Source organism: Ruicaihuangia caeni (assembly GCF_040536845.1).
In the GTDB taxonomy this organism is placed as follows: Bacteria; Actinomycetota; Actinomycetes; order Actinomycetales; family Microbacteriaceae; genus Ruicaihuangia; species Ruicaihuangia caeni.
Genome location: NZ_CP159582.1, coordinates 1,153,383 through 1,178,019 on the forward strand (window position 1 = coordinate 1,153,383; position 24,637 = coordinate 1,178,019).

The 24,637-nt window shown below is 67.4% G+C and carries 23 protein-coding genes and 2 tRNA genes; 9 read left to right on the forward strand and 16 right to left on the reverse strand.

Going from position 1 to position 24,637, the window contains the following annotated elements; genetic code table 11:
• Window positions 1–87: 87 nt before the first annotated feature.
• The 3 genes from ABV606_RS05325 to ABV606_RS05335 all read left to right on the forward strand — a co-directional run bounded on the left by ABV606_RS05325 (window position 88) and on the right by ABV606_RS05335 (window position 2,255).
• On the forward strand, window positions 88–405 hold the full coding sequence (locus tag ABV606_RS05325) for a hypothetical protein (protein WP_353988634.1): 318 nt from the start codon (window positions 88–90) through the stop codon (window positions 403–405).
• Between the two features lie 71 nt (window positions 406–476).
• Entirely contained in the window at window positions 477–887 is a 411-nt protein-coding gene (locus ABV606_RS05330) for a hypothetical protein (protein WP_353988635.1), read from the forward strand.
• Between the two features lie 201 nt (window positions 888–1,088).
• The gene (locus ABV606_RS05335; RefSeq protein ID WP_353988636.1) at window positions 1,089–2,255 is read left to right on the forward strand and encodes a tyrosine-type recombinase/integrase; all 1,167 of its coding nucleotides are present in this window, start codon (window positions 1,089–1,091) and stop codon (window positions 2,253–2,255) included.
• Here ABV606_RS05335 and ABV606_RS05340 read toward each other — a convergent pair.
• From ABV606_RS05340 to speB, 6 genes are all read right to left on the reverse strand, one after another.
• Window positions 2,237–2,325, reverse strand: a tRNA-Ser gene (locus ABV606_RS05340). The genes ABV606_RS05335 and ABV606_RS05340 overlap by 19 nt on opposite strands.
• Window positions 2,326–2,495: 170 nt before the next feature.
• Window positions 2,496–3,767, reverse strand: a complete 1,272-nt coding sequence (locus ABV606_RS05345) for an LCP family protein (protein ID WP_353988637.1) — start codon at window positions 3,765–3,767, stop codon at window positions 2,496–2,498.
• Between the two features lie 173 nt (window positions 3,768–3,940).
• On the reverse strand, window positions 3,941–4,606 hold the full coding sequence (locus tag ABV606_RS05350; RefSeq protein ID WP_353988638.1) for a cyclase family protein: 666 nt from the start codon (window positions 4,604–4,606) through the stop codon (window positions 3,941–3,943).
• Window positions 4,607–4,663: 57 nt separating this feature from the next.
• On the reverse strand, window positions 4,664–6,067 hold the full coding sequence (locus tag ABV606_RS05355; RefSeq protein ID WP_353988639.1) for a purine-cytosine permease family protein: 1,404 nt from the start codon (window positions 6,065–6,067) through the stop codon (window positions 4,664–4,666).
• Between the two features lie 81 nt (window positions 6,068–6,148).
• Window positions 6,149–6,577 (reverse strand): YybH family protein, encoded by a 429-nt coding sequence (locus ABV606_RS05360; protein WP_353988640.1) that lies wholly within the window; start codon window positions 6,575–6,577, stop codon window positions 6,149–6,151.
• Window positions 6,578–6,649: 72 nt separating this feature from the next.
• Window positions 6,650–7,597, reverse strand: a complete 948-nt coding sequence (speB, locus tag ABV606_RS05365) for an agmatinase (RefSeq protein WP_353988641.1) — start codon at window positions 7,595–7,597, stop codon at window positions 6,650–6,652.
• A 173-nt stretch (window positions 7,598–7,770) separates the two neighbouring features.
• On the opposite strand from speB, the gene ABV606_RS05370 reads away from it, so the two are divergent.
• A complete protein-coding gene (locus ABV606_RS05370) occupies window positions 7,771–8,355 on the forward strand; it encodes a helix-turn-helix domain-containing protein (protein WP_353988642.1) in 585 nt (194 codons plus the stop codon).
• A 20-nt stretch (window positions 8,356–8,375) separates the two neighbouring features.
• Here the strand turns inward: ABV606_RS05370 and ABV606_RS05375 are convergent.
• The 4 genes from ABV606_RS05375 to serS form a co-directional block, all read right to left on the reverse strand.
• A tRNA-Ser gene (locus ABV606_RS05375) sits at window positions 8,376–8,463 on the reverse strand.
• Between the two features lie 231 nt (window positions 8,464–8,694).
• Entirely contained in the window at window positions 8,695–10,005 is a 1,311-nt protein-coding gene (locus ABV606_RS05380) for an LCP family protein (RefSeq protein ID WP_353988643.1), read from the reverse strand.
• Between the two features lie 94 nt (window positions 10,006–10,099).
• Window positions 10,100–10,924 carry an HAD family hydrolase gene (locus tag ABV606_RS05385; protein ID WP_353988644.1) on the reverse strand — a complete coding sequence of 275 codons (825 nt, stop codon included), beginning with the start codon at window positions 10,922–10,924 and terminating at the stop codon, window positions 10,100–10,102.
• Window positions 10,921–12,186, reverse strand: a complete 1,266-nt coding sequence (serS, locus tag ABV606_RS05390) for a serine--tRNA ligase (RefSeq protein ID WP_353988645.1) — start codon at window positions 12,184–12,186, stop codon at window positions 10,921–10,923. Before serS ends, ABV606_RS05385 begins: the two co-directional genes overlap by 4 nt.
• A 38-nt stretch (window positions 12,187–12,224) precedes the next feature.
• Between serS and ABV606_RS05395 the strand changes: the two genes are divergently transcribed.
• Window positions 12,225–13,235, forward strand: a complete 1,011-nt coding sequence (locus tag ABV606_RS05395) for a diacylglycerol/lipid kinase family protein (protein ID WP_353988646.1) — start codon at window positions 12,225–12,227, stop codon at window positions 13,233–13,235.
• A gap of 62 nt (window positions 13,236–13,297) precedes the next feature.
• Here ABV606_RS05395 and pheA read toward each other — a convergent pair whose 3' ends face one another.
• Window positions 13,298–14,242 (reverse strand): prephenate dehydratase, encoded by a 945-nt coding sequence (gene pheA / locus ABV606_RS05400; protein WP_353988647.1) that lies wholly within the window; start codon window positions 14,240–14,242, stop codon window positions 13,298–13,300.
• A gap of 35 nt (window positions 14,243–14,277) precedes the next feature.
• Between pheA and pgm the strand changes: the two genes are divergently transcribed.
• Window positions 14,278–15,930: a phosphoglucomutase (alpha-D-glucose-1,6-bisphosphate-dependent) gene (gene pgm / locus ABV606_RS05405; RefSeq protein WP_353988648.1), complete on the forward strand. Its 1,653-nt coding sequence runs from the start codon at window positions 14,278–14,280 to the stop codon at window positions 15,928–15,930.
• Between the two features lie 18 nt (window positions 15,931–15,948).
• On the opposite strand, the gene ABV606_RS05410 is transcribed toward pgm, so the two are convergent.
• Complete coding sequence (locus ABV606_RS05410; protein WP_353988649.1) at window positions 15,949–16,833, reverse strand: M15 family metallopeptidase; 885 nt, start codon at window positions 16,831–16,833, stop codon at window positions 15,949–15,951.
• Between the two features lie 225 nt (window positions 16,834–17,058).
• Between ABV606_RS05410 and ABV606_RS05415 the strand changes: the two genes are divergently transcribed.
• On the forward strand, window positions 17,059–18,711 hold the full coding sequence (locus tag ABV606_RS05415; RefSeq protein ID WP_353988781.1) for an MDR family MFS transporter: 1,653 nt from the start codon (window positions 17,059–17,061) through the stop codon (window positions 18,709–18,711).
• Window positions 18,712–18,786: 75 nt separating this feature from the next.
• On the opposite strand, the gene ABV606_RS05420 is transcribed toward ABV606_RS05415, so the two are convergent.
• From ABV606_RS05420 to ABV606_RS05435, 4 genes are read right to left on the reverse strand one after another with little or no spacing between them, the layout of a single operon-like run.
• Window positions 18,787–19,563, reverse strand: a complete 777-nt coding sequence (locus tag ABV606_RS05420; RefSeq protein WP_353988650.1) for a heme ABC transporter ATP-binding protein — start codon at window positions 19,561–19,563, stop codon at window positions 18,787–18,789.
• The gene (locus tag ABV606_RS05425; RefSeq protein WP_435415476.1) at window positions 19,560–20,627 is read right to left on the reverse strand and encodes a FecCD family ABC transporter permease; all 1,068 of its coding nucleotides are present in this window, start codon (window positions 20,625–20,627) and stop codon (window positions 19,560–19,562) included. Before ABV606_RS05425 ends, ABV606_RS05420 begins: the two co-directional genes overlap by 4 nt.
• Complete coding sequence (locus tag ABV606_RS05430; protein WP_353988651.1) at window positions 20,624–21,673, reverse strand: lipoate--protein ligase family protein; 1,050 nt, start codon at window positions 21,671–21,673, stop codon at window positions 20,624–20,626. The genes ABV606_RS05425 and ABV606_RS05430 overlap by 4 nt, the downstream gene beginning before the upstream one ends.
• 11 nt (window positions 21,674–21,684) lie before the next feature.
• Window positions 21,685–22,572: an alpha/beta fold hydrolase gene (locus ABV606_RS05435; RefSeq protein ID WP_353988652.1), complete on the reverse strand. Its 888-nt coding sequence runs from the start codon at window positions 22,570–22,572 to the stop codon at window positions 21,685–21,687.
• 94 nt (window positions 22,573–22,666) lie between these two features.
• Between ABV606_RS05435 and ABV606_RS05440 the strand changes: the two genes are divergently transcribed.
• Window positions 22,667–23,086, forward strand: coding sequence for a MarR family winged helix-turn-helix transcriptional regulator (locus ABV606_RS05440; protein WP_353988653.1), 420 nt, complete (start codon window positions 22,667–22,669; stop codon window positions 23,084–23,086).
• On the forward strand, window positions 23,083–24,405 hold the full coding sequence (locus ABV606_RS05445) for an MFS transporter (protein WP_281488760.1): 1,323 nt from the start codon (window positions 23,083–23,085) through the stop codon (window positions 24,403–24,405). Before ABV606_RS05440 ends, ABV606_RS05445 begins: the two co-directional genes overlap by 4 nt.
• Window positions 24,406–24,637: the final 232 nt, after the last annotated feature.

Sequence of the window (24,637 nt, forward strand, 5' to 3'; positions counted from 1 at the left end):
CCGTTTTGCCGCATCCATGAAATTCGAGCGACCGACATGAGTCGCGACCAGGGAGCCCGGAAGGGCGCTAGTAGAAAGGCAATCTTCATGCCACACCTCATCGACACGTCCGGGGGCGGCTACGTCCCGCTGTCCGTCGAGCCGAAAACCGACCGAGAGGGCAACCAGAGGCGAAATCGCGAAGGTGTCCCGCAGTGGACCATCAACGTCCTCCATGCAGAGCCGGGCCGCGGGAAACCCGAGGTCATCGCCGTCACTGTGTCATCCACCGATGCGCCCGCCATCAAGCCGATGCAGCCCGCGGTCTTCACCAATCTGCGAGTCGACATGTACCAAGTCGGCGACAGTGCCGGGCTGTGGTTCGCGGCGGACGCCGTCGCTCACGGCAGCCGCACCGACCAGTAACGACAATCAGCGCCGCGGAGCGGTGGACCGAGTCTTCCGCTCCGCGGCTCGACCTAGAGAAAGGAACAAGAATGACGAACTTCCCTCAGTGGTTCATCCTGGACCTGATGGGCGAAAAAGAGGGCATCCACGACGGAGAGGGCCTGCGCCGCGTCGCTCGCACGTGGCTGTTTCGCGCTCGGCACTCTCTCAAGAGCGAGCCCCTCGACACTGCGACCCGGTTCCGCCTGGACAGGCAGCTGAAGGACGCGTTCACAGCGCTCGGTGACTGTTCAGACGACGCCGACCAGCTGGATGCAATCCTCCGGGCAGTCCTGGCGGTCAGCGCGAACGTGCCTCATCGCTATATCTCGCTCAGCGATGATCAGGGGAACTGGAGCGAGCCGATCACCTATGAAGTGCTCGACCCCGCCTGGCGTGCCATCGAATCCTGGCGTGACCACTTGAGGATGGTCCACCACTCCGGCCCGTGGGGCCTCTAACGTGATGACCGACCGCGTCGCGACCGCTCGCCTCCTTTTCATGACTGAGAAGGAGGCGGCGGCGACGCTCCGCATTCACCCGTCGACCCTCGGTCGCCTCGCCAAGGCGGGGCACGCTCCTGTGGCGCCCGTTGTCGCGGGTTCTCGTCGCATTTATCCAGTCGCTGCTATCGAACAGCTGGCGGGAGTAAAGGGGGAATCATGATCGAGAGGCGAACGCTACGAGATGGAACGCTTCGGTGGAAGGCGAGAGTAAAGAGTGGCGGCCGCGTCGTCGCTCAGCAGACATTCGCCCGAAAATCCGACGCTGAGGCATGGGAGCGTGAACAGTATCGCGCTCTCCATTTGGGGGTCTTTCTGCCGCCTTCAGGAGGCAAGACCAGCCTCCACGAGGTCGTCGAGCGGTTCCTAGACGCTCGCAAGGCGCAGGTATCACCGCATTCCTATCGAACCGACCGCGACAATCTCGCGGCGCTTCCGGCCACCCTTCGCGCTCGTCCCATAGCGTCTGTGGACTCAGGAGAGGTCCTCGCATTCCTGACCGCGCAACTGCACGTGAAGGCTCACTCGACGGTGGCTCGATTGAAGACGACCCTTAGCGCGCTATTTTCCTACGCGGTCCGTGAGCGACTTATCCCGGCAAACCCGGTCATTGGGGTACGGCTGCCTGCAGGAGCAAGTCAGAAACCGGCGGATGAATGGTTCACCGCTGAGTCCCTTGCCTCGACGCTGAGAGCCCAGTACTCGCGCTCGCCTCACTACGCGTCAATCAGCGAGTGGCTGGCCCTCACTGGCCTCCGATGGTCTGAAGCGCGTGCCCTGCGAGTCGCTGACTTGCAGGACATCCCGTTTCCGGGTGTGAGAGTCACCCGAGCTCACTCCGATGGATACGCAGAGAAGGCACCCAAGTCGCGTCGCTCGCGGCGAACGGTGCCCCTGACCAATCGCGCGTTGGAAATCGCGAATCACTTCCGAGCGGACAAGCAGATCGACGACTACCTCTTCACAACGAAGACGGGTAAGCAGCTTCGAATGAATCTGTTTCGACGGTACGCAGCGTGGAGCGATACAGCCCCAAACAAGCGGGTTCATATGCTCCGCCACTACGCTGCCTCGTCCTGGCTTCGTTCGGGCGTGCCCATCAATCAGGTGGCTGCGTGGCTTGGCGACGACCCGCGCACTGTGCTTTCCGTTTACGCGCATGTCCTGGGTGAACAGCAAGACTTGCAAGCGCTCCGCCGTCTCAACGCGTTGGCGTCGGGCCCCTCTCAGGACCCCGGCAAGCCCGATATCACAACACCCTCCAACACTCAGGAAGGAGAAACGCCCGAGTTTCCACGGGTCTTCAGCGGAGACGGAGGGATTTGAACCCTCGGTCCCCCGGAGGGGACTCCACCTTAGCAGGGTGGTGCACTAGACCTGACTATGCGACGTCTCCAGATAGTCCTGTGCAAGCATACCGGCATCCGCAAGCGGCTTCGAACAGGGTCGACCGACGAGAAGCTCTCTGCTCGGCGAGAGTTCGATACGCCGACCGGGGTTGCAGCCCCGTCCAGCGTCGACAACTCGGGCGCGCGCCTGCGAACCGGCGCCGCTGCGAGCGCGCGCTCAGTTCGCGCGCGAGCAGGTCTGCTGAGCGGCTGTCTGACCGAGCACGCCCTCGAGCACTTCGGGCTCCGGTGTCGGCGAAGCCGACTCGGTCGGAGCGGGAGTCGCGGTTCCCGCACCCTCGCCTTCCGGCGCAGGCGCGGCGGTCTCGGCGGGCTCGGCGGTCGCAGTCGGCTCTGAGCCGGGCGCGAGCGTCGAACCGACACCGGTCTTGCCCTCGAGCGCGAAGAGCTCGTCGTTCTGCAGCTTCGCCATGAGGGCATCGGCCTGCGACTTGATGGGGGCGACCTTGCCTTCGTAGACGCCGCCGAGGCCAGTGGTGCCGGGGTACTGCACGAAGACGACCTTCTCAAGATCGAGCTTTCGCAGCACGTTCGCCATCGACACCATGGTGTCGAGGTTGGCGAGACTCGTTGAGAGCGTCATGCTCTCGGTCGCGGTCTTGGCAATGTTGTAGAGCTTTCCGGGGTTGGTCAGGGTGTCCGAGCTCTTCAGCGTGCGGACGAGCGACGACATGTACACCTGCTGCGAGCTGATGCGCCCCAGATCGCTGCCGTCGCCCACCCCGTGTCGCGACCTGAGGAATGCGAGCGCCTGATAGCCCACGAGCGTGTGGTTGCCGGCGGTCGGCAGGTCGAGCCCTGTGTAGCGGTCGTAGATCGGGGCGTCGATGCAGACGTCGACGCCGCCGACCGCTGAAGACATCATGGCGACGCCGTCGAAGGTGATGAGACCGGCGTACGGGATGCTGAGGCCGGTGAGTTCCTCGACGGTCAGCACGGTGCAGGCGAGCCCGCCATGTCCGAGCGTCGAGTTGATCGGCTGCGCGCGCATGGGCGAGAGCTCGCCCTCGCCATCCGGGTCGGGACAAGCAGGCACCGGGACCACCAGGTCGCGCGGGATGCTCACCACCACGGCGCTGCTGTGGTCGTTCGCCACGTGCACCAGGATGTTGACGTCGTTGAGCTCACTCCCGGTGTAGCCGAACTCCTCTTCGCGTCCCTCACGGCTGTCGCTGCCGACCAGCAGGATGTTGAAGCCACCGTCGAACTCGCCGATCTGCGGAAGCGGCGCCCCCTGCCCGCTGGCGAGGTCCACCGTGTCGAGATTGCTGGCGAATTGCGCGGCCGTCACGGTCGCGACCGACACGCCGCTCACGAGCACGACCGAGAGCACGGCGGCGACGCCCTTCAGCAGAGCCGGCCAGGCGCGGTGGCGGCGACGGCGGGCGTGACGGGGCGTAACGGCGTTGCGGCGTTGCGATGCGGGCATGATCGGTGTGGGCGGGTCTGCTCTCGTGCGGCTGTTGCTCGGTGACGGTGTCGAGGAAAGACGATGTCGAGGAAAGAAGTCGCGGGAGCGCCCGCGCGAACCAGACTAAACGAAGAACGTGCCGCGAAAGCTGAGCGCGACACACTCCTGGCCGCCCGGAAGGGCCTCGCGCGTCAGTCTGCCGGCACGCCGAAGGCGACCGCTCTTACCGGCGCGCCGTCTGCGTCGATCTTCAGTGGGAAGAAGCCGAGCTCCACGAGCACGGGCAGCCCGTCGAGCCCCGCAAGGTTCTCGACGATGAGCCCATCGCCGCCGAGCACCACCTCATGCACGGGGAAGCCCCCGGCATCCGAGCCCCCGGCATCCGACCCCGTCTCATCAGGGCTGAGCGTGTCGACGGCGAGCAGGTGCATGCCTCTGTTTCGGAGCTCCCGCGCTGCTTCGGCGGCCATGAACGGATGCCGCAGCGCCCGCTCGGTGCCGAAGTGCTTCTCCCAGCCGGTGTGCATGACCACGATCGAAGGCACGCGCTCTGGCAGCTCCCCGCCGAGCGCGGCCGCGATCTCGGCGGCACCGTACTGCTGGCCGTCGGCGAGCTCCCCCAGGTGAACGATGAGCGCGTCGCCCACCAGTTCATCGAGCGCGATGTCGCCGGTGGTGCGACCGCCCTCGACAGTGTGCGACGGCGCATCGAGGTGGGTGCCGGTGTGGCTTCCCATGTGCAGTTGCGCAACGTCGACGCCGTCACGGGCCAGCACGAGTCCCGGCTCGATCGTGACCCCGGGGTCGCCCGGGTAGACCATCATCGCGTCGGTGATGTTCCGGCTCAGCTCACGCATGGGCGTCGTCCTGGCGGACGATGCGGCGGCGTGTCGGCGCGACCCCGAGGTCATCGCTCAACCGTTCTCGACAGCCGTGCGGTCGGCCTCGTTCGCGTCGACATCCGCCAGGTGGCGGCTCGGTTCGGCCGCATGCCGTGCCCGATCGGGCAGCATCGCGAGCAGGTACACGACGAAGCTCAGCACGAACGCCGGGATGGTCGCCCCGACCGGCAGCGGCCAGACATACGCCCAGACATACGACATGACGGCCCCGAGCACCCACACCGCGATGGCGATCCAGTTGACACCGCCGGTGTACCAGTGGCGCCCGCCTCGTGCCGCGAGGATGTCGCGTCCGTACGACGCCCGCTTGATGATGTAGTAATCGACGATCATGATCGCGAATACCGGCACGAAGAAGGCGCCGATCATGACAAGGAAGTCGGTGAACTGATTCAGCAGAGCGAGCCAGGTGGAGCCGATGATCGAGATGCCGCCCAGCAGGAGCGCCATCGGCAGGAATCGAAGGCGGCTCCCGGCCTTTGCGTTCACCACCGAGGTGACCATGCCGTAGACGACCATGGTGTTCGTCGCCATGACCGAGAGGAAGATGACGATCGCGATCGGCGCTCCGAAGTGCTCGACGAACACTGCGGGGTCGAAGACGTCTGGCGTGCCGCCCGACAGCATGATGTAGACGAACGCGGTGAGACCGAGGGTCATCGAGGTGACAGTCGAGAGCGTGTAGCCCACGCCCGAGCCGATCACGCCAGCCTTCGTGGTGCGGGCGAGCCGGTTGAAGTCGGCAGACAGCACGGTCCACGAGATCGCCGTGGCGATCACGATGTCGAGCACCGAGATCGCGTTCATGCCGTATGAGGGGTCGGGCTCGACCGCCTGGAAGTCGCCGAGGTCGAAGGTCGTGAACGCGGTGATGAAGATCCACGCGATGATCACGAGCATCAGCACGGCGAACCACGGCTCGAGGCGCGCAATGCCCTCGTGCCCGAAGATCGCCATGATGACGACGAGCGTCTGGCAGAGCACCGAGAACAGGATCGGGTTGGAGAACCCGGTGAGGCTGTGCACGAGCGCGTCGACGGTGACTCCGGCGAGCATCGCCTGCACCCAGCTCCAGCCCATGAGGATGATGACGTTCGCCGCGACCGGCAGGAAGCTCCCGTTGATGCCGAACGCGCCGCGGGTGAGCGCCATCGTCGGCAGTCCCGTGCGGGTGCCCATGGCGCCGATCGATGTCAGCACGATCGCCCCGCCAGCAGTGCCGAGCACGATCATCAGGAACGCCGTGCGGAAGTCGACACCCGGCACGAAGAAGGTTCCCGTGAGCAGGGTGGTGACGACCAGGTTCGCGGCCAGCCAGATCATGCCGATCCTGGGCAACGAGAGCGTGCCTCGGATCGGCCCGCTGCCTTCTGCCTGCGCCTCGAGGCGTCGATCGAGTCGGGTGTAGAGCGACATTGCTGTCTCCTCTTGTCAGGGTGTTGCGGCGTCGGTGCGCCGCGGGTCTGCATTCACAGGGGGTCAGGGTTGTTCAGCGTGTTACTCGTCGTTCGCGTCGTCTTCAGCGTTGTCGTCCTGCGGCATCGGCGACAAGTGCTCATGCACGGCGATGAGACCATCGTCATCGACGCTGAACACGATCGTCTCGCGCTCCTCGTAGGCGTCTTCACCGTCTCCGGTGTCGACGCGCGTGAACACGTGGTGGGTGAAAACGGCGCCGCCGGGGAACGTCTGCACGCGACGCTCGCTCGACCGGCACTCGAGCACGCGCCAGCCGTCGGCCACCCACCCCTTCCAGATGTCCTCGTACTCAGGAGTGTCGAGCAGTTGCGGCTCGGTGTGGAACAGGAACGTCGCATCGCGCGCGAACCCGGCGAAGTAGCGCTCGGTGTCGGTGGCGGCGAAGGCATCGACGATGGCGGATGCCGCGGCCAGCACCTCGCTCTCGGTCGGCGTGCGGGTGGTCATCGCTTGCTCCTTCGGTCTGCGTGACTGCTGGTCGCGGCATCCGAATTGCGTATCCGGGATGCCGGTGGCGGATCAGCCGCGGGGTGCCATGGCGCTGATGAGGTCGTAAGCGACATGGCTGGCCGCCACAGCGGTCAACTGGGCGTGGTCGTACGCGGGTGCGACCTCGACGACATCCGCACCGACGATGTTGCGATCGGAGAGCGCACGGATCATGCGCAGCAGTTCGCGACTCGTCAGGCCGCCGGCCTCGGGCGTGCCAGTGCCGGGCGCGTGCGCCGGGTCGAGCACGTCGATGTCGATCGAGATGTACAACGGCTTGTCGCCGATGCGGGTGCGGATTCGCTCGATGGCGACCTCGACGCCTCGCTCTTCGATGTCTTCGCTCGTGACGATCGCGAAGCCGAGGCGCTTGTCGTCTTCGAGGTCGCCGACGTCGTACAGCGGGCCACGAGTGCCGACGTGCATGCTCGCGGTGAGGTCGATGAGGCCCTCCTCCGAAGCGCGGCGGAACGGCGTGCCGTGGGTGATCGGGGCACCGAAGTAGGTGTCCCAAGTGTCGAGGTGCGCGTCGAAGTGCAGCACCGCGACCGGGCCGTGCTTCTTCGTGACGGCGCGCAGCAGCGGAAGCGCGATGGTGTGGTCTCCGCCGATCGTGACGATCTTGTCGGCCTTCTCGGCGAGCTCGAGTGCACCGGCCTCGATATCGCGAACGGCTTCATCGATGTTGAACGGGTTGACCGCGATGTCACCCGCGTCTGCGACCTGCTGCACGGCGAACGGAGAGATCTCCTGTGCCGGGTTGTATGGCCGCAGCAGGCGGGATGCCTCGCGCACATGTGACGGGCCGAAACGCGCACCGGGGCGGTAGCTGACGCCGCTGTCGAAGGGCACGCCGACGACCGCCACGTCGGCGCGTTCGACCTGGTCGAGGCGGGGAAGGCGGGCGAAGGTGGCGATGCCGGCGAAACGGGGAACGACGCTCGCGTCGATCGGACCGATGGGCTCGTTTGGTTGCATAGAGCTAAACTTCCGATAAATTGAGGTAAACCTTGGCCGTCATGCTACGCCGCGGCTCGGAAGACTGTCAACGCGGACGCCCCTCTTTCGTGGAGCTGCAACCGTGATCACCGCTCCAACCGCCAGCATGCGGCAACCCAACCTGTCTTGCCACCCTCATCAGGAGTTTCTCCATGCGACCCGTCCCACCTTCGCCAAGTGGTCAGCCCCTCCTGATCGGCGCCCGCATCCGCAGCGCCCGCCAGGGGCAAGGGCTCACCCTGGCGCAAGTGGCCGATGCGACCGGGCTCACCAAGGGCTTCCTCAGCCGCCTCGAGCGAGACGACACATCCCCGAGCGTGGCCACGCTCGTGCAGCTCTGTCAGGTGCTCTCGATCGAGGTGGGCTCGCTGTTCGCCGAGCCTCCGATCCAGCGGATCCAGCTCTCGCAGGCGCCCCGCATAAACCTCGGCGGCACGAAGCTCGATGAGCGGCTGATCTCACCGCGCTCTGAATCGAGGGTGCAGATGATCCGATCGTCGATGCAGCCCGGAGCGACCGGGGGCGAAGGCTTCTACACGATCAGTTGCGAGGTGGAAGTGCTCCACGTCATCTCAGGGTCGGTGACGGTGAAGTTCGTCGGTCGCGAGATCGTGCTCGAGACCGGCGATTCGCTGACGTTCCCGGGGCGGGAGCCGCACAACTGGGTGGCGGATGCCGAGACCGGAGCCGAGGTCGCCTGGGTGGTCGTGCCGGCATCCTGGAGCGGCGCCGGGTAACAACCTGCGGCGGAGCCGCTTGGCGGAGGGCGTGGGATTCGAACCCACGAGGCATTGCTGCCCACTGGTTTTCAAGACCAGCTCCATCGGCCGCTCGGACAGCCCTCCAGATACGAGTCACGAGCATATCGGACGCCGCTGCGCCCCGATGGTGCCCGCAGTCGCCACGCCCTGACCGGCCCGCCGCGATCTCGGATGCACGTCGCTTGCGCGCCACCTAATCGCATCTGCGCCACTAGGAAGTGGCGCAGATGTCCCTAACTGGCGCGGACGGGTGGGTTAGTAGTGCGGTGACCACGGAACGGGTGCGGTCAGCGGCTGACCACGGAGCAGGTGCCGTCAGCGGTTGACCACCGAGCAGGTGCGGTCGGCCGCGGTCTGGCCGGTGAGGCCCTCGATGACAGGGGGACTCGTGGGGGCAGGCGACGAAGGCGGTGAACTGGCGCCCGGCGCGGCTGTCTCAGTCGGCGCGGGCGTCTCGGTGGGCTCGCTCGGCGCCGGCGTCTCACCGGCGTCGGGGCCACCGGCATCCGTTCCGCCCGGCTCGAGCGCAGCGCCCGGCCCGGTCTCGCCGGTTGCGACGGCGAATGGGGAGTCCGCGCGGATCGCGGCCATGAGCTGATCCGCCACCTGCTGATCGGGGATGAGACGGGTGAACCCGTCGGTGTACGCGCTCGGGTACATGACGAACTGCACTTCGTCGAGCTCGATGTCCTTCAGCGCCTGCGCGATCGACATCATGGTCGGCACATTGGCGAGGCTCGGCGAGAGGGTCATGTTGCGAAGCGCCACTTCGGCGATCTGATAGAGCCGGATCGGGTCGCCGAGCGTGTCCGAGCTCTTGAGCGTGCGCACGAGCGAGGCGAGATAGACCCGCTGCGAGCTGATCCTCGCAAGGTCACTGCCGTCTCCAACGCCATGGCGCGACCGGAGGAACGCGAGGGCCGTCGCACCCGAGATGACATGCTCGCCCGCCGTTGGCAGATTGATCCCCGTGTACGGGTCGACAAGCGGGCCGTCGATGCACACCGGCACACCACCCACGGCATTGGTGAGCTCGATGACTCCGAGGAACGTGATCATGCCGGCGAACTGGATGTCGAGGCCGGTCAGTTGCTCGACGGTGTCGACGACGCAGCCCAGACCGCCCCGCCCGAGCGCCGCGTTCAACGGTTGCGATTGGAGCGCAGCGTGTTCGACGCCCTTCTCGTCCACGCAGACCGGCGCGGGCACCCGCAGATCGCGCGGCAGGCTGATGGCGATCGCCCGCGAATGGTCGGCGGAGACGTGCAGCAGGAGGTTGACGTCGTTCAGCTCGGCTTCGCGATCGCCGAACCCGTCGCCCTGGCCCTCGCCGGTGTCGCTTCCGACGATGAGGATGTTGAAGCCCCCGGGGTAGGCGCCGATGGTGGGCGGCCGCGCGTGGTCGCCGTCACCGATCGAGACCACGTCGATGTCGCGGGTGAAGCGCATCGCCGTCACTCCTGCGATGGCGACGGTGCTCACCAGGACCGCGCTGAGCGCCAGGCCGACCGCTCGCAGCACCGATCGGCCGTCGCGATGCGGGCGCAGCCTGCCGTGGCGCGCGACGCCATCGGTCGAAGGAACCGCGATCGTGCGACCGGAGAGCAGCGGGTCGGTCACACCCATCGCTCACCTCCAGTCGAGCTGCTGACGCTCGCTCAGATCTTGCGCCTGCGAAGGGCGCCCGCCCAGTACCCGACGATCGGAAGAGCCCGGGCGATCAGGCCGACGCGAGCCGGCCCGGAACGAGTTCTTCGAGAATCAGTGCGACACCGTCATCGTCGCCGTGCGCCGTGAACGTGTTCGCCACCGCACGCACCTCTTCCGGCGCTTGCCCCATGGCCACCCCGTGGCCGTTCTCCGACGCCCAGCGCAGCATGTCGATGTCGTTGCGGCCGTCGCCGATGGCGATGACATTGCCTCGACGGATGCCGAGCGATTCCCGCACCCGCTCGAGCGCTGTCGCCTTGTTCACTCCGTCGGGCGCGATGTCGAGCCAGGCCGTCCACCCCACGTTGTAGCTCACCTGGTGGAGGCCCATGCGCTCGACGATGTGCAGGAACTCCTTCACCTCGTGCTCGGGTGAGATGACGACGACGCGGGTGGCGTCCCTGTTGAGGAGTTCCTCGAAGTCGACCCTCTCGGCGGTGGCGCCCACGGTGCCGTTCGAGAACCAGCCCGTGTACTTGAAGAGGCCGTGCTCGTCTTCGACCGCGAAGTCGGCGCCCTTCAGATGCTCTCGCACGGTGAGCAGGACCGCGGTCGGGTCGAACGTCTCGACGTGATCGCGCGCATACCCGACGGGCGCGTCCGGGTCGCGGCGAAGCGTTACTGCACCGTTGGAGCAGACGATGTACTCGGAGGTCAGCTCGAGGCGTTCGAGAACGGGAAGCGTCATCGACGGTGCGCGCCCCGTGGCGAGCATGACCTCGTGACCGGCGTCCCGCACTCGGCTCACCTGCTCGTGCACGGCATCGCTGATCTCACCGTCTTCCATGAGCACGGTGCCGTCGATGTCGAGTGCGACAAGCAGGCGTTCGGTCAAGTGATCGGCTCCAATCGTTCCAGTCCGCCGAGGAAGGGTCGCAGCGCGTCGGGCACTGTCACCGAGCCGTCGGCGTTCTGATGGGTCTCGAGCAGGGCGACAAGCCACCGCGTGGTGGCGAGCGTGCCGTTGAGGGTGGCGACCGGGGCGGTCTTTCCGGTCTCGGTGCGGGAACGGATGTCGAGCCGACGCGCTTGATAGGTCGTGCAGTTGCTCGTGCTCGTCAACTCGCGGTACCGACCCTGGGTGGGCACCCACGCCTCTACATCGTACTTTCGCGCGGCGCTGGAGCCCAGATCGCCGGCCGCGGTGTCGATGACCCGGTACGCGAGCCCCAGTGCCTGCAGCATCTCCTCCTGGAAGGCGAGCATGCGCTGGTGCTCGGCCTCGGCATCCTCGGGCAGCGTGTAGGCGAACATCTCGAGCTTGTTGAACTGGTGCACGCGGATGATGCCGCGCGTGTCCTTTCCGCCTGACCCCGCTTCGCGTCGGTAGCAGGTGGACCATCCCGCGTACCGCAGCGGGCCGCGCGAGAGGTCGAGGATCTCGTCGGCGTGGTAGCCGGCGAGCGCGACCTCGCTGGTGCCCGTGAGGTAGAGGTCGTCGGCGGGCAGGTAGTACACCTCGTCGCTGTGCTCGCCGAGGAAGCCGGTGCCCGACATGATCTCGGGTCGCACCAGCGTCGGCGTGATGAGAGGAACGAACCCTCCGGCGAGCGCCTTCTGCAGGCCGAGGTTCATGATCGCCAGCTCGAGCTGGGCCCCGACTCCGCGCAGGTAGTGGAACCTCGCTCCGCTGACCTTCGCGCCTCGCGCCATGTCGATGGCACCGAGCAGCTCGCCGAGCTCAAGGTGATCGCGCGGTTCGAAGTCGAACTCCGGGATGCCGCCGACCTCGCGAAGCACGACATAGTCGTCTTCGCCGCCAGCAGGGACGCCGTCGAGCACGATGTTGTCGATCGCGGTGATGGCGCGGGTGAACGCCTCCTCGGCATCCGTCGCCTGCTGCTGGGCCTGCTTGACGTTCGACGCGAGCTCCTGGGCCTGGGCGACGAGTGCGGCCTTCTCATCGCGAGGCGCGGAGGAAACCGTCTTGCCGAACGCCTTCTGCTCGGCACGCAGGCGCTCGAACGAGGCGATCGCGGCACGTCGCGCGGCATCCGCCTCGATCGCGCGGTCGACCAACTCGACCGAGGATCCCCTGGCCTCCTGTGAGCGGCGAACCACGTCGGGATTGTCGCGAAGAAGTTGGGGATCGATCACCGCACTAGTCTGGCACGGCATGCCATAGCGTGTTCTGCATGGCAGAGGCCCTTGCGCGCGGCACCCGCGCGGCAGTGATCGTGAATCCATCGAAGGTGGATGCCGAAGCGCTGCGCGCCGCCGTGGAGCAGCACGAGCAGGCCGAAGGATGGCAGCCGTCGCTGTGGATCGAGACCACCGTCGAGGATCCCGGCAGCGGGCAGGTGCGTCGTGCGCTCGACGAGCAGGTCGCGCTCGTCATCGCCGCAGGGGGCGACGGCACGGTCAGGGCGGCCGCTGCGGCGCTCCGTGACAGCGGCGTACCGCTCGCCATCGTGCCCGCCGGCACGGGCAATCTGCTCGCGCGGAACCTGGAGCTACCGCTCGGCGACCCGGCCGCCGCTGTGCGCGTGGCATTCACGGGCACGGAGCGCGCGATCGATCTGGGCATCATCGATGCCGAGCGGGTCGATGGCGAGGTGGATCAGTTCGTGTTCCTCGTCATGGCCGGGGTCGGTCTCGACGCCCAGATGGTCGCGAACACGAACCCGCAACTGAAGGCGAAGGTGGGCTGGCTCGCGTACGTGGATGCGATCGCGCGCTCATTGCGCAGCGGCAGCCGGGTGCGGCTTCGCTACCGCCTCGACACGAATCCCGATCGGGCCATGACTGCTCACACGGTACTCATCGGCAATTGCGGCATGCTGCCGGGCAATATCGCGTTGCTCCCGGATGCAGAGATCGACGATGGCCGCCTCGACGTGGTGGCCCTGGCACCGCGCGGGTTCCGCGGGTGGCTGCGGATCTGGTCACGAGTGGTGTGGGAGAACGGCCTCCTTCGCCGCACCCAGGTCGGTCGGTGGATCGTGGGAGAGACGAAGCCGATCCGCGCCCTGCGCTATCTGACTGGAGAGCGCTTCATCGCTCGGTTCCCCCATCCCGAGGAGTTCGAGGTAGACGGCGATCCCGCAGGCGAGGTCGTCGCGCTGCGCGCCACCGTCGACCACCAGGCGCTCGCGGTGATGGTCAGCGCCGAGGGCACGCCCGAGGAGGACGACGTCGGTCGCTGATCGTTCGCGTCAGTCGAGTGCGACGGCACGCCGAAGCCGCAGCCTCGGTCGGCGCTGACCCGTCAGTCGTCGGGTTCGCCCGAGAGGATGCCGCGCAGCCAATCGCGCGCTTCGATGAACACCTCGTCGGCATAGCGCGAGGGCACGGCCACGGGCTGGCGGTCGGCACGCGGGTACGAGCCCAGGAAGATGACGTTGGGGCTGAAGCGCTTGAGCCCGAGCATGGCGTCTGCCACGCGCTCGTCCTTGATGTGACCGTCGAGATCGATCACGAAGCGGTAGCGACCGAGGGCATCGCCGATGGGACGCGACTCGATGAGGCTCATGTTCACGCCCCGCGTCGCGAACTGCTCGAGCATCTCGAGCAGCGATCCCGGCGCGTCGACCGGCAGTTCGGCGATCACGCTGGTCTTGTCGGCCCCCGTCGGCTCGGGCAGCACACGAGTGCGGCTGACGAGCACGAAGCGCGTCACGGCGTGCTCGCTGTCGGCGAGGCGCTCGGCGAGCACCTCCAGCGGGTAGTGGTCGGTGATGCCGGGCGGGGCGATGGCGGCATCCGCGTGCTCGACCTCGAGCAGCGACGCCGCGGCGCTCACGTTCGACGACGCCGGAATATGGCCGTGCTCGGGCAGCGCCCGTTCGAGCCAGCGCCGCGTCTGGGCGTAGGCCACCGGGTGGGCGTTCACCACGCGCACCTGCTCGAGCGAAGTGCCAGGGCGTGCGACGAGCACGAAGTCGACCGGCACCAGATACTCGCCGGTGATGCGAAGACCCGGGATGCTGGCGAGCGCGTCCTGCGTGGCGCTCACGCCTCCCTCGATCGAGTTCTCGATCGCGATCATCGCGGCGACACTGCGGCCGGTCACCACATCGTCGAGCGCCTCGCCGACGTTGTTCACCGCGCGCCAGCTCTTGTTCTGCGCTTCGGGCACCTGGTTCAGCGCCAGCCAGGTGAAGGTGCCGACCGGGCCGAGATAGCTGTAGGTCTCAGCAGCGGCATCAGGCATGGAACAAGCTTAGGGGCGATGCCAGACTGGGCGGCATGAACGCCCGAGCAGGAGAGCCGGCATCCGAGTCCGACCTGATCAACGTGCACGAACTCGTCGCAGCGTACTTCGAGCTGGCGCCGGATCCCCGTGATCCCGCTCAGCGCGTGGCCTTCGGCACGAGCGGGCACCGCGGCTCGTCGCTCGACCGCTCGTTCAACGAGGCCCATATCGCCGCCACGACGCAGGCGATCTGCGAGTACCGGAAGGCGCAGGGCATCACCGGTCCCCTCTTCGTCGGGCGCGACACGCACGCGCTGAGCCGGCCGGCCGAGACCACGGCGCTCGAGGTGCTCGAGGCCAACCGAGTGCACGCGCTGACCGACGCGTACGACGACTATGTGCCAACGCCGGCGCTGAGCCGCGCGATCCTCGCGCACAACCAGGGGCTCGCCCCCGATGCGGGCAGTCGCGCCGACGGCATCATCATCACACCTAGCCACAACCCTCCCCGCGATGGAGGCTTCAAGTACAACCCGCCGCACGGCGGTCCGGCTGATTCCGACGCGACCGATTGGATCGCTCGCCGCGCCAACGAGCTGCTCGAGGACGGCAACCGCGACGTGAAGCAGCAGGAGCCGAGCGCTGTCGATACCTATGACTTCCGGGGCGAGTACGTCGACGCGCTCTCGTCGATCATCGACATGGACGCGATCCGATCGAGCGGCATCCGCATCGGGGCCGACCCGCTGGGCGGCGCGAGCGTGCACTACTGGCAGTACATCGCCGAGCGGTACGGCTTGCAGGGCCGCGATGGTGCCGCTTCGCTCGAAGTCGTGGATCCGATCATCGACCCGACCTGGGCTTTCATGACGCTCGATTGGGACGGCAAGATCCGCATGGACCCCTCGAGCCCGTCGGCGATGGCCGGCGTGCTGGCGAACAGGAACCGGTTCGACATTCTCACCGGCAACGATGCGGATGCCGATCGGCACGGCATCGTGACACCCGACGCCGGACTCATGAACCCCAATCATTTCCTCGCCGTCGCGATCCACTACCTGCTGAGCCACCGCCCGCAGTGGAGCGCCGACGCGGCGATCGGGAAGACGCTGGTCTCAAGCGCCATGATCGACCGGGTGGTGGCTTCCCTCGGTCGACGGCTCGTGGAAGTGCCCGTCGGATTCAAGTGGTTCGTTCCCGGGCTCAGCGATGGCTCGGTGGCGTTCGGCGGCGAGGAGAGCGCCGGCGCGAGCTTCGTGCGAATGGACGGCAGCGTCTGGACCACCGACAAGGACGGCATCCTGCTCGCCCTGCTCGCCGCTGAGATCAGGGCTGTCACTGGTCAGAGCCCCTCAGAGCTCTATCGCGAGCTCGAGGCGCAGCACGGCTCGCCCGCGTACGAGCGCACGGATGCCGCCGCGACACCGGCCCAGAAGGCGCGCCTGGCGAAACTGGCGCCCGCCGACATCACCGCCGATCGGCTCGCCGGCGACCCGATCGTGGCGAAGCTCAGCCGCGCGCCGGGCAATGATGCGCCGATCGGCGGCGTGAAGGTGATGAGCGAGCGCGCGTGGTTCGCGGCGCGTCCGAGCGGAACCGAGAACGTGTACAAGATCTACGCCGAGTCGTTCGCCGGGCCTGAGCATCTGGCCGCGGTGCAGGCGGAGGCGAAGGCCATCGTCGACGCGGCGATCCACGGGGCGTGAGCCACGCGCTTTCGCGCGTCAGCCGGCGTAGTCCGGCGCGGGCGGCAGGCCGAAGAACTCCTCGAGTGTGGGGATGCCGGTGCGGTGCAGCTCTGCCGCGAGTTCCGGCCCGACGTAGCGGAAGTGCCATGGCTCGTACTCGTAGCCGGTCACCGGCGTCATGCCGTTCGGGTACCGCAGCGTGAAGCCGAACCGCCACGCGTTGGCGGCCAGCCACTTCCCGTGCGGCGTGTCGCCGAAGCAGGCCTGCAGCGCGCACTCCGCGGGCAGTGAGGAGATGTCGATCGAGAGTCCGGTCTGGTGCTCGCTGTGACCGGGCCGGGCGCTGGTGCGGTCGGCGCCCGCTTGCCCGAGCGACGACACCCAGCTGTTGTAGACGTCGACCTGTGTGGTGTAGCTGCGGTAGGCGCTCTGCGACTGCAGTTGTAGCCCCGTCTCGGCGGTGAACGCGGCGAACATCTCGACGACGGCATCCGCTGCCGCTTTGCGCAACTGCGGCGTGTACACGTGCGGCACAGGCACCTCGACGAGATCGTCGGGCGCGTAGTCGAGCGGTTGCAGCGGGCGCAGCTTGTTCGCGACGACCCAGTAGCTGCTGGCCGCATCGATCGACTGCGCGGTCTTGTCGAACTCCGGCTGCGCGGGAGGGGCTGACGGGGTGGGCGTCGCGGCCTGAGGCGGGGGGTCGAGAGTCGGAGACGGCGACTTCGACGGCGCGGATGCCGGCGGCTGATCGCCCGCGCCCGTCGCTGCGGCGACGATCGCCCAGACCACCGCCACCAGCGCGATGCCCGCGACGATGCCGAGCACCACCGCACGACGCCGACGCACCGCTGGGGACGGTGCACGTTGTGCGCGTTGGGAGCGCTCGCCCCCGCTCGGCGTCGTCTGCTGGTCGCTCACCGCACCAAGGCTACGCGAGGCCGCCCCTCACAGGCGGTCAAGCACCAGAGGCAAAGAGGCTGCGCATCGTGTAAATTTGCACTCCACGCAATTATGAGTACAACGCCGAAGAATCACTCGAGCACGCCCGAACGCACGCGTATCGCCGAGCAGACGCCATCGAAGCCCCGACGAGGGTCGCGCGGCGCTGCCCGCGCCCAGGCCATCGCCGAGGCCGGCGGCGTCATGACCCATCGCGAGATCCTGCTCGTGATCGCCGGCCTGATGGCCGCGATGTTCCTGTCGTCGTTGAACCAGACGGTCGTCGGAACCGCGATGAAGACCATCGCCGACGACCTCGACGGCATGGCGCTGCAGGCCTGGGTGACCACCGCGTTCCTCATCATGTCAACCGTCTCGACACCCATCTACGGCAAGCTCAGCGACCTCTTCGGCCGTCGCCCGCTGTTCCTCGCCTCGATCGTGATCTTCTTGATCGGTTCGCTGCTGTGCGGACTCGCCAACGACATGGTGCAGCTCGCCGCGTACCGTGCTGTGCAGGGGCTCGGCGCCGGCGGACTCATGGCCCTGCCGCTCACCGTGATGGGCGACATCCTGGCGCCTCGCGAACGGGCGAAGTACCAGGGTTACTTCCTCGCGGTCTTCGGTGTGACGAGCGTGATCGGGCCGCTCATCGGCGGGCTGTTCGCCGGACTCGACGAGATTCTCTTCATCTCCGGCTGGCGCTGGGTGTTCCTGCTCAATCTGCCCATCGGTGTGATCGCGCTCATCATGGTGATGACATTCCTGCACATCCCGCACACGCCGCACCGCTCACGCATCGACTGGTTCGGGGCGGTGCTGGTGATCGTGACCGTGGTGCCGCTCATCCTCGTCGCCGAGCTCGGTCGCGACTGGGGCTGGACCTCGCCCCTGTCGGTCGCCATGTACTTCACCGGCGCGCTCGGGCTCGTCGCGTTCATCCTGGTCGAGCGCAGGATGGGCGATGCCGCGCTGATCCCGCTGAAGCTGTTCCAGTCGCCCACCTTCTCGATGGTCACCGTGCTGAGCGTATTCGTGGGCGTCGGCATGTTCGGCGCCCTCATGACGGTGCCCCTCTACCTGCAGATGGTGCAGGGGGCGACCCCGACCGAGAGCGGCTACCTCATGCTGCCGATGGTCGCTGGACTCATGCTCTCGTCGATCGTCGTGGGCCAGCTCATCGCACGCACCGGGCGGTACAAGATCTTCCCGATCATCGGCACCGGGATGCTGTCGGCCGCGTTCCTCTGGCTCAGCTTCGCCACCGCCGACAAACCGTTGTGGTTCATCATCGTCGGCATGGCCGTCGCGGGGCTCGGGCTCGGCCAACTCATGCAGACGCTCACGATCGCCAGCCAGAACTCCGTGGGCCACCGCGACATCGGCGTCGCGACCAGCTCCGCGACGTTCTTCCGGCAGATGGGCGGAACGCTGGGCACCGCGATCGTGTTCTCCCTGCTCTTCGGCGCTTTGCCATCCACACTGCGCGCGGCCTTCGGCGACCCCGCTCTCATGGGTGCCCTGCGATCGGCGGCCGCGGATCCCGCGGTGGCAGCCGACCCGGCCAACGCAGCGGTTCTCGAAGTGCTGCAGCATCCGGCGCAGCTCGGCGAGACCCTCAATGGCGACACCTCGTTCCTGATCGGCGCAGACCCTCGGCTCACCGCGCCGTTCCTCGACGGCTTCGCCGACGCGAACACGCAGGTGTTCTTCTTCTGCTTCGTCGTGGTGGCGATCGCGTTCGTGCTCAGCTTCTTCCTCAAGGCAACGCCCCTGCGCGAGAAGTCAGCGATCCAGGAGGCGCACGAGCACGCGCGGAAGCAGGACGACCGGCAGCAGCCCGAAGACGCGCAATAAACGTCGGGCTCGGAGGACTCGACCAGGGCCAGTCTGGCCAGAACGGGGTTTCGACCGGGTCGCCCGCTCAGACGATCAGCGCGGAAGCGAGTCGCGCACGGGCAGCACGATGGGCACCCCGTCTTGCACGATGACGCGCACCGCAAGCCCATACACCCCGCCGATGACCTCGGCGTCGAGCACCTCGTGCGGCGTTCCTGAGGCGACCAGCCTTCCCCCGCTCAGCAGGGCGATGCGGTCGGCGTAGGCACCCGCGAGCGAGAGATCGTGCAGCACGACGACGACCGCGCGGTCTTCAGCCGCGAGCGCCCGCGCCGTCAGCATCACGTCTTCCTGATGGCGCAGATCGAGGGCAGCGGTCGGTTCATCGAGAAACAGCAGCTGCGTGCGCTGGGCGAGCACGCGCGCGAGCGAGACCCGCGCCTTCTCACCGCCTGAGAGCGAGGTGTAGCGGCGTCCGAGCAGGTGCGAGACGTCGGTGGCTTCGACGGCATCCGTCACCGCTCTGCTGTCCTCGTCGATGCGCGAGGTGCGGTTCCAGGGGGAACGCCCCATCTGGATGACCTCGATGGCACGGAACGGGAAGCTCACGGCGTTCTCCTGCGTGAGCACCGCCCGGTGGCGGGCGAGCTCGAGCGGCCGATAGTCGCCGATGGGCCGGCCGTCGAGCTCGATCGCCCCGCGGGTGGGCCGCGCATCGCCGCTCAGAACGCCGAGCAGGGTCGACTTGCCCGCACCGTTCGGGCCCACGAGCGCGAGCACCTCGCCCCGCTCGATCTCGAGCGAGACCCCGTCGAGGATCACGGTGCCATCGCGCACCACGTCGACGTCGCGAGCGACGAGCAGACTCATGCCCACCCCCCGCTGCGCCGACGCTGCCGGAAGAGCAGGAAGAAGAAGAACGGGCCGCCCACGAGCGAGGTGAGCATCCCGATGGGCAGATCCGCGCCGGCGATGAGCACACGCGTGAGCAGATCGGCGACCACGAGCAGGGCGCCGCCGCCGAACGCGGACGCGATGATCAGGGGTCGGTGCGCGGGCCCGATCGCCATGCGGATGATGTGCGGCACGACCAGGCCGACGAACGAGATGATGCCGACGAAGGCGACGCCGATGCCGGTGAGCAGGGCGACGAGCAGGATGCTGGCCATGCGCAGCCCCTCGACGTTCACGCCGAGGTGCCGCGCGTTTCGCTCGCCGAGCGCGAGGAGGTCATAACGACGACCGAGCGCGGCAGCGACCGCCGCGCCGAGCACGCAGACGACTGCGACGAGGAGCGCCTCCGACCAGCGCGCGCCGTTGAGCGACCCGAGCTGCCAGAAGACGATCTGCTCGCGGCTCGACGAGCTGCCCATGAAGAGCACGAAGGCGAGGCCCGCGCCCGCGAAGGCATTGATCGCGATGCCCGTGAGCAGGAGCGTGACGACCTCGGTGCGCCCGCCGCTGCGCGACACGAAGTAGACGATGAAGGTGGCGAGCAGGCTGCCGGCGAACGCCAGCACCGCAACGCTCCAGTTGCCGAGCGCGGTGATGCTGAAGGCGATCGCGATGGCCGCGCCCAACGCCGCACCCGACGAGACTCCGACCACTCCAGGCTCGGCGAGCGGGTTGCCGAAGATCGCCTGCATCACGGCCCCCGCCACGGCGAGCGCTGCTCCGACCATCAACCCCATGACGATGCGCGGAAAGCGCACGACCCACAGGGTCGATTCGACGATCGGATCATCAGGCGCCCAGCCGTTGGCGATACCCATCGCGCGCAGCAGCGAGCCGATCACCTCGGATGGCGAGACCGGCAGTTGACCGACCATCGATGAGGCGCCGACGCCGACCACGAGAACAGCGCCCAACACGATGCTCAGTGCCACGCCGCGCGCCACCCGCCGGCGGCGAACCACCGGGCGGGACGCCGTCACGGGACCCGGTGGAGCCACGAGTCCGACGAGAACTTCTCGGCCGCCAGCTGATGCGCTGCGTCGAGCTCACCCGAGGTGAGCCGGCCATCGCTCAGGCCGTACAGCTCTCGGAAGGTGGCGACCATGCGCTCGATGATCTCCTCGCGCTCGAGCCCGGTCTGCATGCGAAGCGGGTCGACGCGCTTCGCGGCGCTCACGGTGCCCTTGTCGCTCAGCTTCTCGCGACCGATGCGGAGCACTTCGGTCATCCGTTCGCGGTCCATGTCGTAGCTCATGGTGACGTGATGCAGCACGGCACCGTTCCCGAGGCGCTTCTGGGCAGCGCCGCCGATCTTGCCCGCGGGGCTCGTGATGTCGTTGAGCGGCTGATACGTCGCCTCGATGCCGAGCGATCGCAGCGCCGTGAGCGCCCAGTCGTCGAGGTAGGCGTACGAGTCGGCGAACGACATGCCCTGCACGAGGTCGCCGGGTACGTACAACGACCAGGTGATCACCGACCCGGCTTCCATGAACATCGCACCGCCACCGCTGATGCGGCGCACGACATCGATGCCGTAGCGAGCGGCGTTGTCGAGGTCGACCTCGTTCTTGACCGACTGGAAGCTGCCGATCACGACCGCGGGCTCGTTCCACTCCCAGATGCGAAGCGTCGGCCTTCTGAGTCCCTCGCCGACGGCTTCTGTGAGCACCTGATCAAGGGCCAGGTGCACCCGGGGGGCGAGCGCGCCATGGCGCACCAGTTGCCAGTCGTAATCGCGCCACTCGGTCGCGCGGCGGAGCGCACGACGGATGGCGGTGGCCACGGCATCCGCGTTGAACCCCAGCATCTGCGTGCCCTCTGGCAGCGCCTGCTCGATCACCTCGGCGATGTGGCGCGACTCGCTCGTGACGGGCAGTCCGTTGACGGCCTGGTCGATGGCTTCGAGCGCGCTGTCGGGCTCGAGGAAGAAGTCGCCCGCCAGACGGAAGTTCGCGATGCGCCCTTCGATGGAGTCCAGGTCGACGACGACGAGCTTGCCGCCGGGAACCTTGTACTCACCGTGCATAGCAGGCAAGCCTAACCAATCCGGCGGGCCGGTTCTTGGGGCACCTTCTCACGCAGCCACTCGACAAGACGCGCGCGGACCTCCGCCTGGTTCAGCTCGTTGAAGATCTCGTGGCGCGCTTCTTCGAAGACGACCACCTCGACGTCTGTCAGCCCACCGCGGCGGCGGTACTGCTCTGCCAGACGGTGGGCGCTCCGGATGCCGCCGAGCGAGTCGTCGGAGCCGATCATGATCAGCATGGGCACATCGGGCAGCCCTCGCCGCGGCCGACCGTACAACCGCAGACCATCACGGACGCCGAAGAGCTTCGCGGCGGTCGCGTTGAACGTGAGCGGGTCGGCCTGGAACGCCTTCGCGACCTCCGGGTCGCGGCTGAGCCACTCGTGGCCGGTGTCGCCGAGCGTGCGGTGGCGCTTGTTCAAGTCTCCTGGGTTCATGGTCCACGGCATCCGGTATGCCGTGCCAGTGAGCACGACCCCGGCGTAGTCGGCACGCCGTCGATCGAAGATGATCTGCGCCATGAGCGAGCCCCAACTGTGGCCGAGCAGCACCACGGGCAGCTCCGGGTGGCGCTCGTCGATGATGCCCCTGAACTGCACGATCGCGTCGATCGTGGCGCGCAGTCCCCCTGGGCCGAGACGCCCGAGCTTGGAAGGATCGTCCGCCCACTGCTCGACGCCCGTGCGCCCATGCCCGCGGTGGTCGTCGGCATAGACGGCATAGCCGGCCGAGACCAGGTCTTGCGCGAGCAACTCGTAGCGTGCCGCGTACTCCCCGAGCCCGTGCAGCAATTGCACGACCCCGCGAGGCTTGCCCGGGCTCCAGATCGAGTAGTGGATGCGCACCCCGTACGCGTCGACGAAGCTGTCGTCGCGGCGCTCGACGATGAACTTGGGCATCGCTACTCCTCTCGTCCGACGCTCATTTGTATCGCTTGCAGACCCTCGCTGCGATATTTACTTAGCCTAACTATTTTGTTATCGTTGACGCCGTATGCCACACACTGCGCTCCCCAATGAACTCCGCCTCTCCATAGGTCGTCTGGCCCGCCGCCTGCGCGCCGAGAAGGCCGATCGGTCGATCTCCGACAGCCAGTTGTCGGCGCTCTGGCGCCTGCGAGAGGCCGCCGACTGCACGATGGGCGCGCTCAGCGGAATCGAGGGGGTGACCGCGCCCTCGATGCACCGCACGGTCAATGCGCTCGTGGATGCCGGCTATGTCACGCGCTACTCATCGCCCGATGACGGGCGGAAGGTGCTGCTGCGACTGACGGATGCCGGCGAACGCGTGCTCGACGAGACGTCGCGCCGGCGCGACGAGTGGTTCACCGGCAGGCTGCGCGAGCTCGACGCCGACGAGCTCGCGATCGTCACGGCGGCCGCACCAGTGATCAAGAAGCTCGCCAATTCATGAGCGCGATGTTCCTCGCCCTCAGGGGCATGAACTATCGACTCTGGTTCGCGGGTGCGCTGATCTCGAATGTCGGCCTGTGGATGCAGCGCACTGCCCAGGACTGGCTCGTGCTCACTGAGTTGACGGACAACGACGCCACCGCCCTCGGCATCAACATGGGGCTCCAGTTCGCGCCGCAACTGCTGCTCGTGCCATGGGCCGGGCTCATCGCCGACCGCTTCGAACGGCGTCATCTGCTGATCATCACGCAGGCGAGTGCGGCACTCCTCGCGGTGGGGCTCGGGGCTCTCGTGCTCACCGGGCACGTCGCGCTGTGGCACGTCTTCGCATTCTCCGCAGCCCTCGGAGTGGTCTCGGCGATCGACTCGCCGGCGCGACAGGCGTTCGTCTCTGACCTCGTGCGGAAGCGCGAACTGCCGAACGCGGTCGCCCTGAACGCGGCATCCTTCAACACGGCCCGTCTCATCGGTCCCGCGGTCGCCGGCGGACTCGTCGTGCTCGTGGGGCCCGGCTGGGTCTTCGTGCTGAACGCCGGCACCTACGCCGCGACCATCACCGCACTGCTGCTGCTGAACGCCAGCACGCTCTTCAGGACGCCCCGCGCACCACGGGGCAAGGGTGAGTTGCTGGCCGGCTTCCGGTACGTGCGGCGACGCGGCGACCTGCTCGTGCTCTTCATCGCAGCGTTCATCATCGGCACGTTCGGACTGAACTTCCCCATCTATTCGTCGACGATGACGCGCATCGAGTTCGGGCTGGGCGCGGGCGAGTATGGCGTGCTCTCGTCGATCCTGGCCATCGGATCGATCACAGGCGCGCTCGTGGCGGCTCGCCGCGAGCGACCCCGACTTCGCATCGTGTTCGGAGCAGCCGGACTCTTCGGCCTGGCTTGCCTGCTCTCCGCGGCCATGCCGAGCTTCTGGAGCTACGCGGTCTCGCTCATCGTGGTCGGCCTCGCGTCGACGACGTTCATGACCACCGCGAACGCCACGATCCAGACGACGACCTCGCCGGTCATGCGCGGCCGCGTCATGGCGCTGTACATGGCGATCTTCGTCGGAGGGACGCCGCTCGGCGCTCCGATCGTCGGCTGGATCGCCAGTGAGTTCGGTCCGCGCTCAGCACTCCTCGTCGGCGCCGCATCGGGCATCGTCACGGCCATCATCGGAGTGGCGTGGATGGTCGTCGCCCACGACCTGCGACTTCGCTACAGCCGACGGCATCCGAGGCGCTTCTACTTCACGCGCGACGGGCAGTCGCGAGAGGCGGCGACCTCGGAGATCGCGATCACGGAGACGATCGCCACGAAGGGGTCGTGACGAGCCCTCCCTCGTGAGCCGCGCATCGGGTCGCGGCGCTTACCACCCACGAATTACCCCCAAATGGGGGGTGTGGCGTTACGGCGCGTTTGCCTGTAGCTTGTGTAGCTATCAGCCCCCCTTCGGGGGCGCTGGGAGGAACCCGAATCCTCGCTGAGTGCGACGGCGCACTCGAAGGTCGATCGTACGTTCGGCCAGGCCCTTCCACGTCTGGGGCGCACCCCGAATGCGC

Coding starts and splice junctions, on each gene's coding strand:
- ABV606_RS05325 (WP_353988634.1), top strand. CDS start 88: ATGCCACACCTCATCGACACGTCCGGGGGCGGCTACGTCCCGCTGTCC.
- ABV606_RS05330 (WP_353988635.1), top strand. CDS start 477: ATGACGAACTTCCCTCAGTGGTTCATCCTGGACCTGATGGGCGAAAAA.
- ABV606_RS05335 (WP_353988636.1), top strand. CDS start 1,089: ATGATCGAGAGGCGAACGCTACGAGATGGAACGCTTCGGTGGAAGGCG.
- ABV606_RS05345 (WP_353988637.1), bottom strand. CDS start 3,767: ATGCCCGCATCGCAACGCCGCAACGCCGTTACGCCCCGTCACGCCCGC.
- ABV606_RS05350 (WP_353988638.1), bottom strand. CDS start 4,606: ATGCGTGAGCTGAGCCGGAACATCACCGACGCGATGATGGTCTACCCG.
- ABV606_RS05355 (WP_353988639.1), bottom strand. CDS start 6,067: ATGTCGCTCTACACCCGACTCGATCGACGCCTCGAGGCGCAGGCAGAA.
- ABV606_RS05360 (WP_353988640.1), bottom strand. CDS start 6,577: ATGACCACCCGCACGCCGACCGAGAGCGAGGTGCTGGCCGCGGCATCC.
- speB (WP_353988641.1), bottom strand. CDS start 7,597: ATGCAACCAAACGAGCCCATCGGTCCGATCGACGCGAGCGTCGTTCCC.
- ABV606_RS05370 (WP_353988642.1), top strand. CDS start 7,771: ATGCGACCCGTCCCACCTTCGCCAAGTGGTCAGCCCCTCCTGATCGGC.
- ABV606_RS05380 (WP_353988643.1), bottom strand. CDS start 10,005: ATGGGTGTGACCGACCCGCTGCTCTCCGGTCGCACGATCGCGGTTCCT.
- ABV606_RS05395 (WP_353988646.1), top strand. CDS start 12,225: ATGGCAGAGGCCCTTGCGCGCGGCACCCGCGCGGCAGTGATCGTGAAT.
- pheA (WP_353988647.1), bottom strand. CDS start 14,242: ATGCCTGATGCCGCTGCTGAGACCTACAGCTATCTCGGCCCGGTCGGC.
- pgm (WP_353988648.1), top strand. CDS start 14,278: ATGAACGCCCGAGCAGGAGAGCCGGCATCCGAGTCCGACCTGATCAAC.
- ABV606_RS05415 (WP_353988781.1), top strand. CDS start 17,059: ATGACCCATCGCGAGATCCTGCTCGTGATCGCCGGCCTGATGGCCGCG.
- ABV606_RS05420 (WP_353988650.1), bottom strand. CDS start 19,563: ATGAGTCTGCTCGTCGCTCGCGACGTCGACGTGGTGCGCGATGGCACC.
- ABV606_RS05430 (WP_353988651.1), bottom strand. CDS start 21,673: ATGCACGGTGAGTACAAGGTTCCCGGCGGCAAGCTCGTCGTCGTCGAC.
- ABV606_RS05435 (WP_353988652.1), bottom strand. CDS start 22,572: ATGCCCAAGTTCATCGTCGAGCGCCGCGACGACAGCTTCGTCGACGCG.
- ABV606_RS05440 (WP_353988653.1), top strand. CDS start 22,667: ATGCCACACACTGCGCTCCCCAATGAACTCCGCCTCTCCATAGGTCGT.
- ABV606_RS05445 (WP_281488760.1), top strand. CDS start 23,083: ATGAGCGCGATGTTCCTCGCCCTCAGGGGCATGAACTATCGACTCTGG.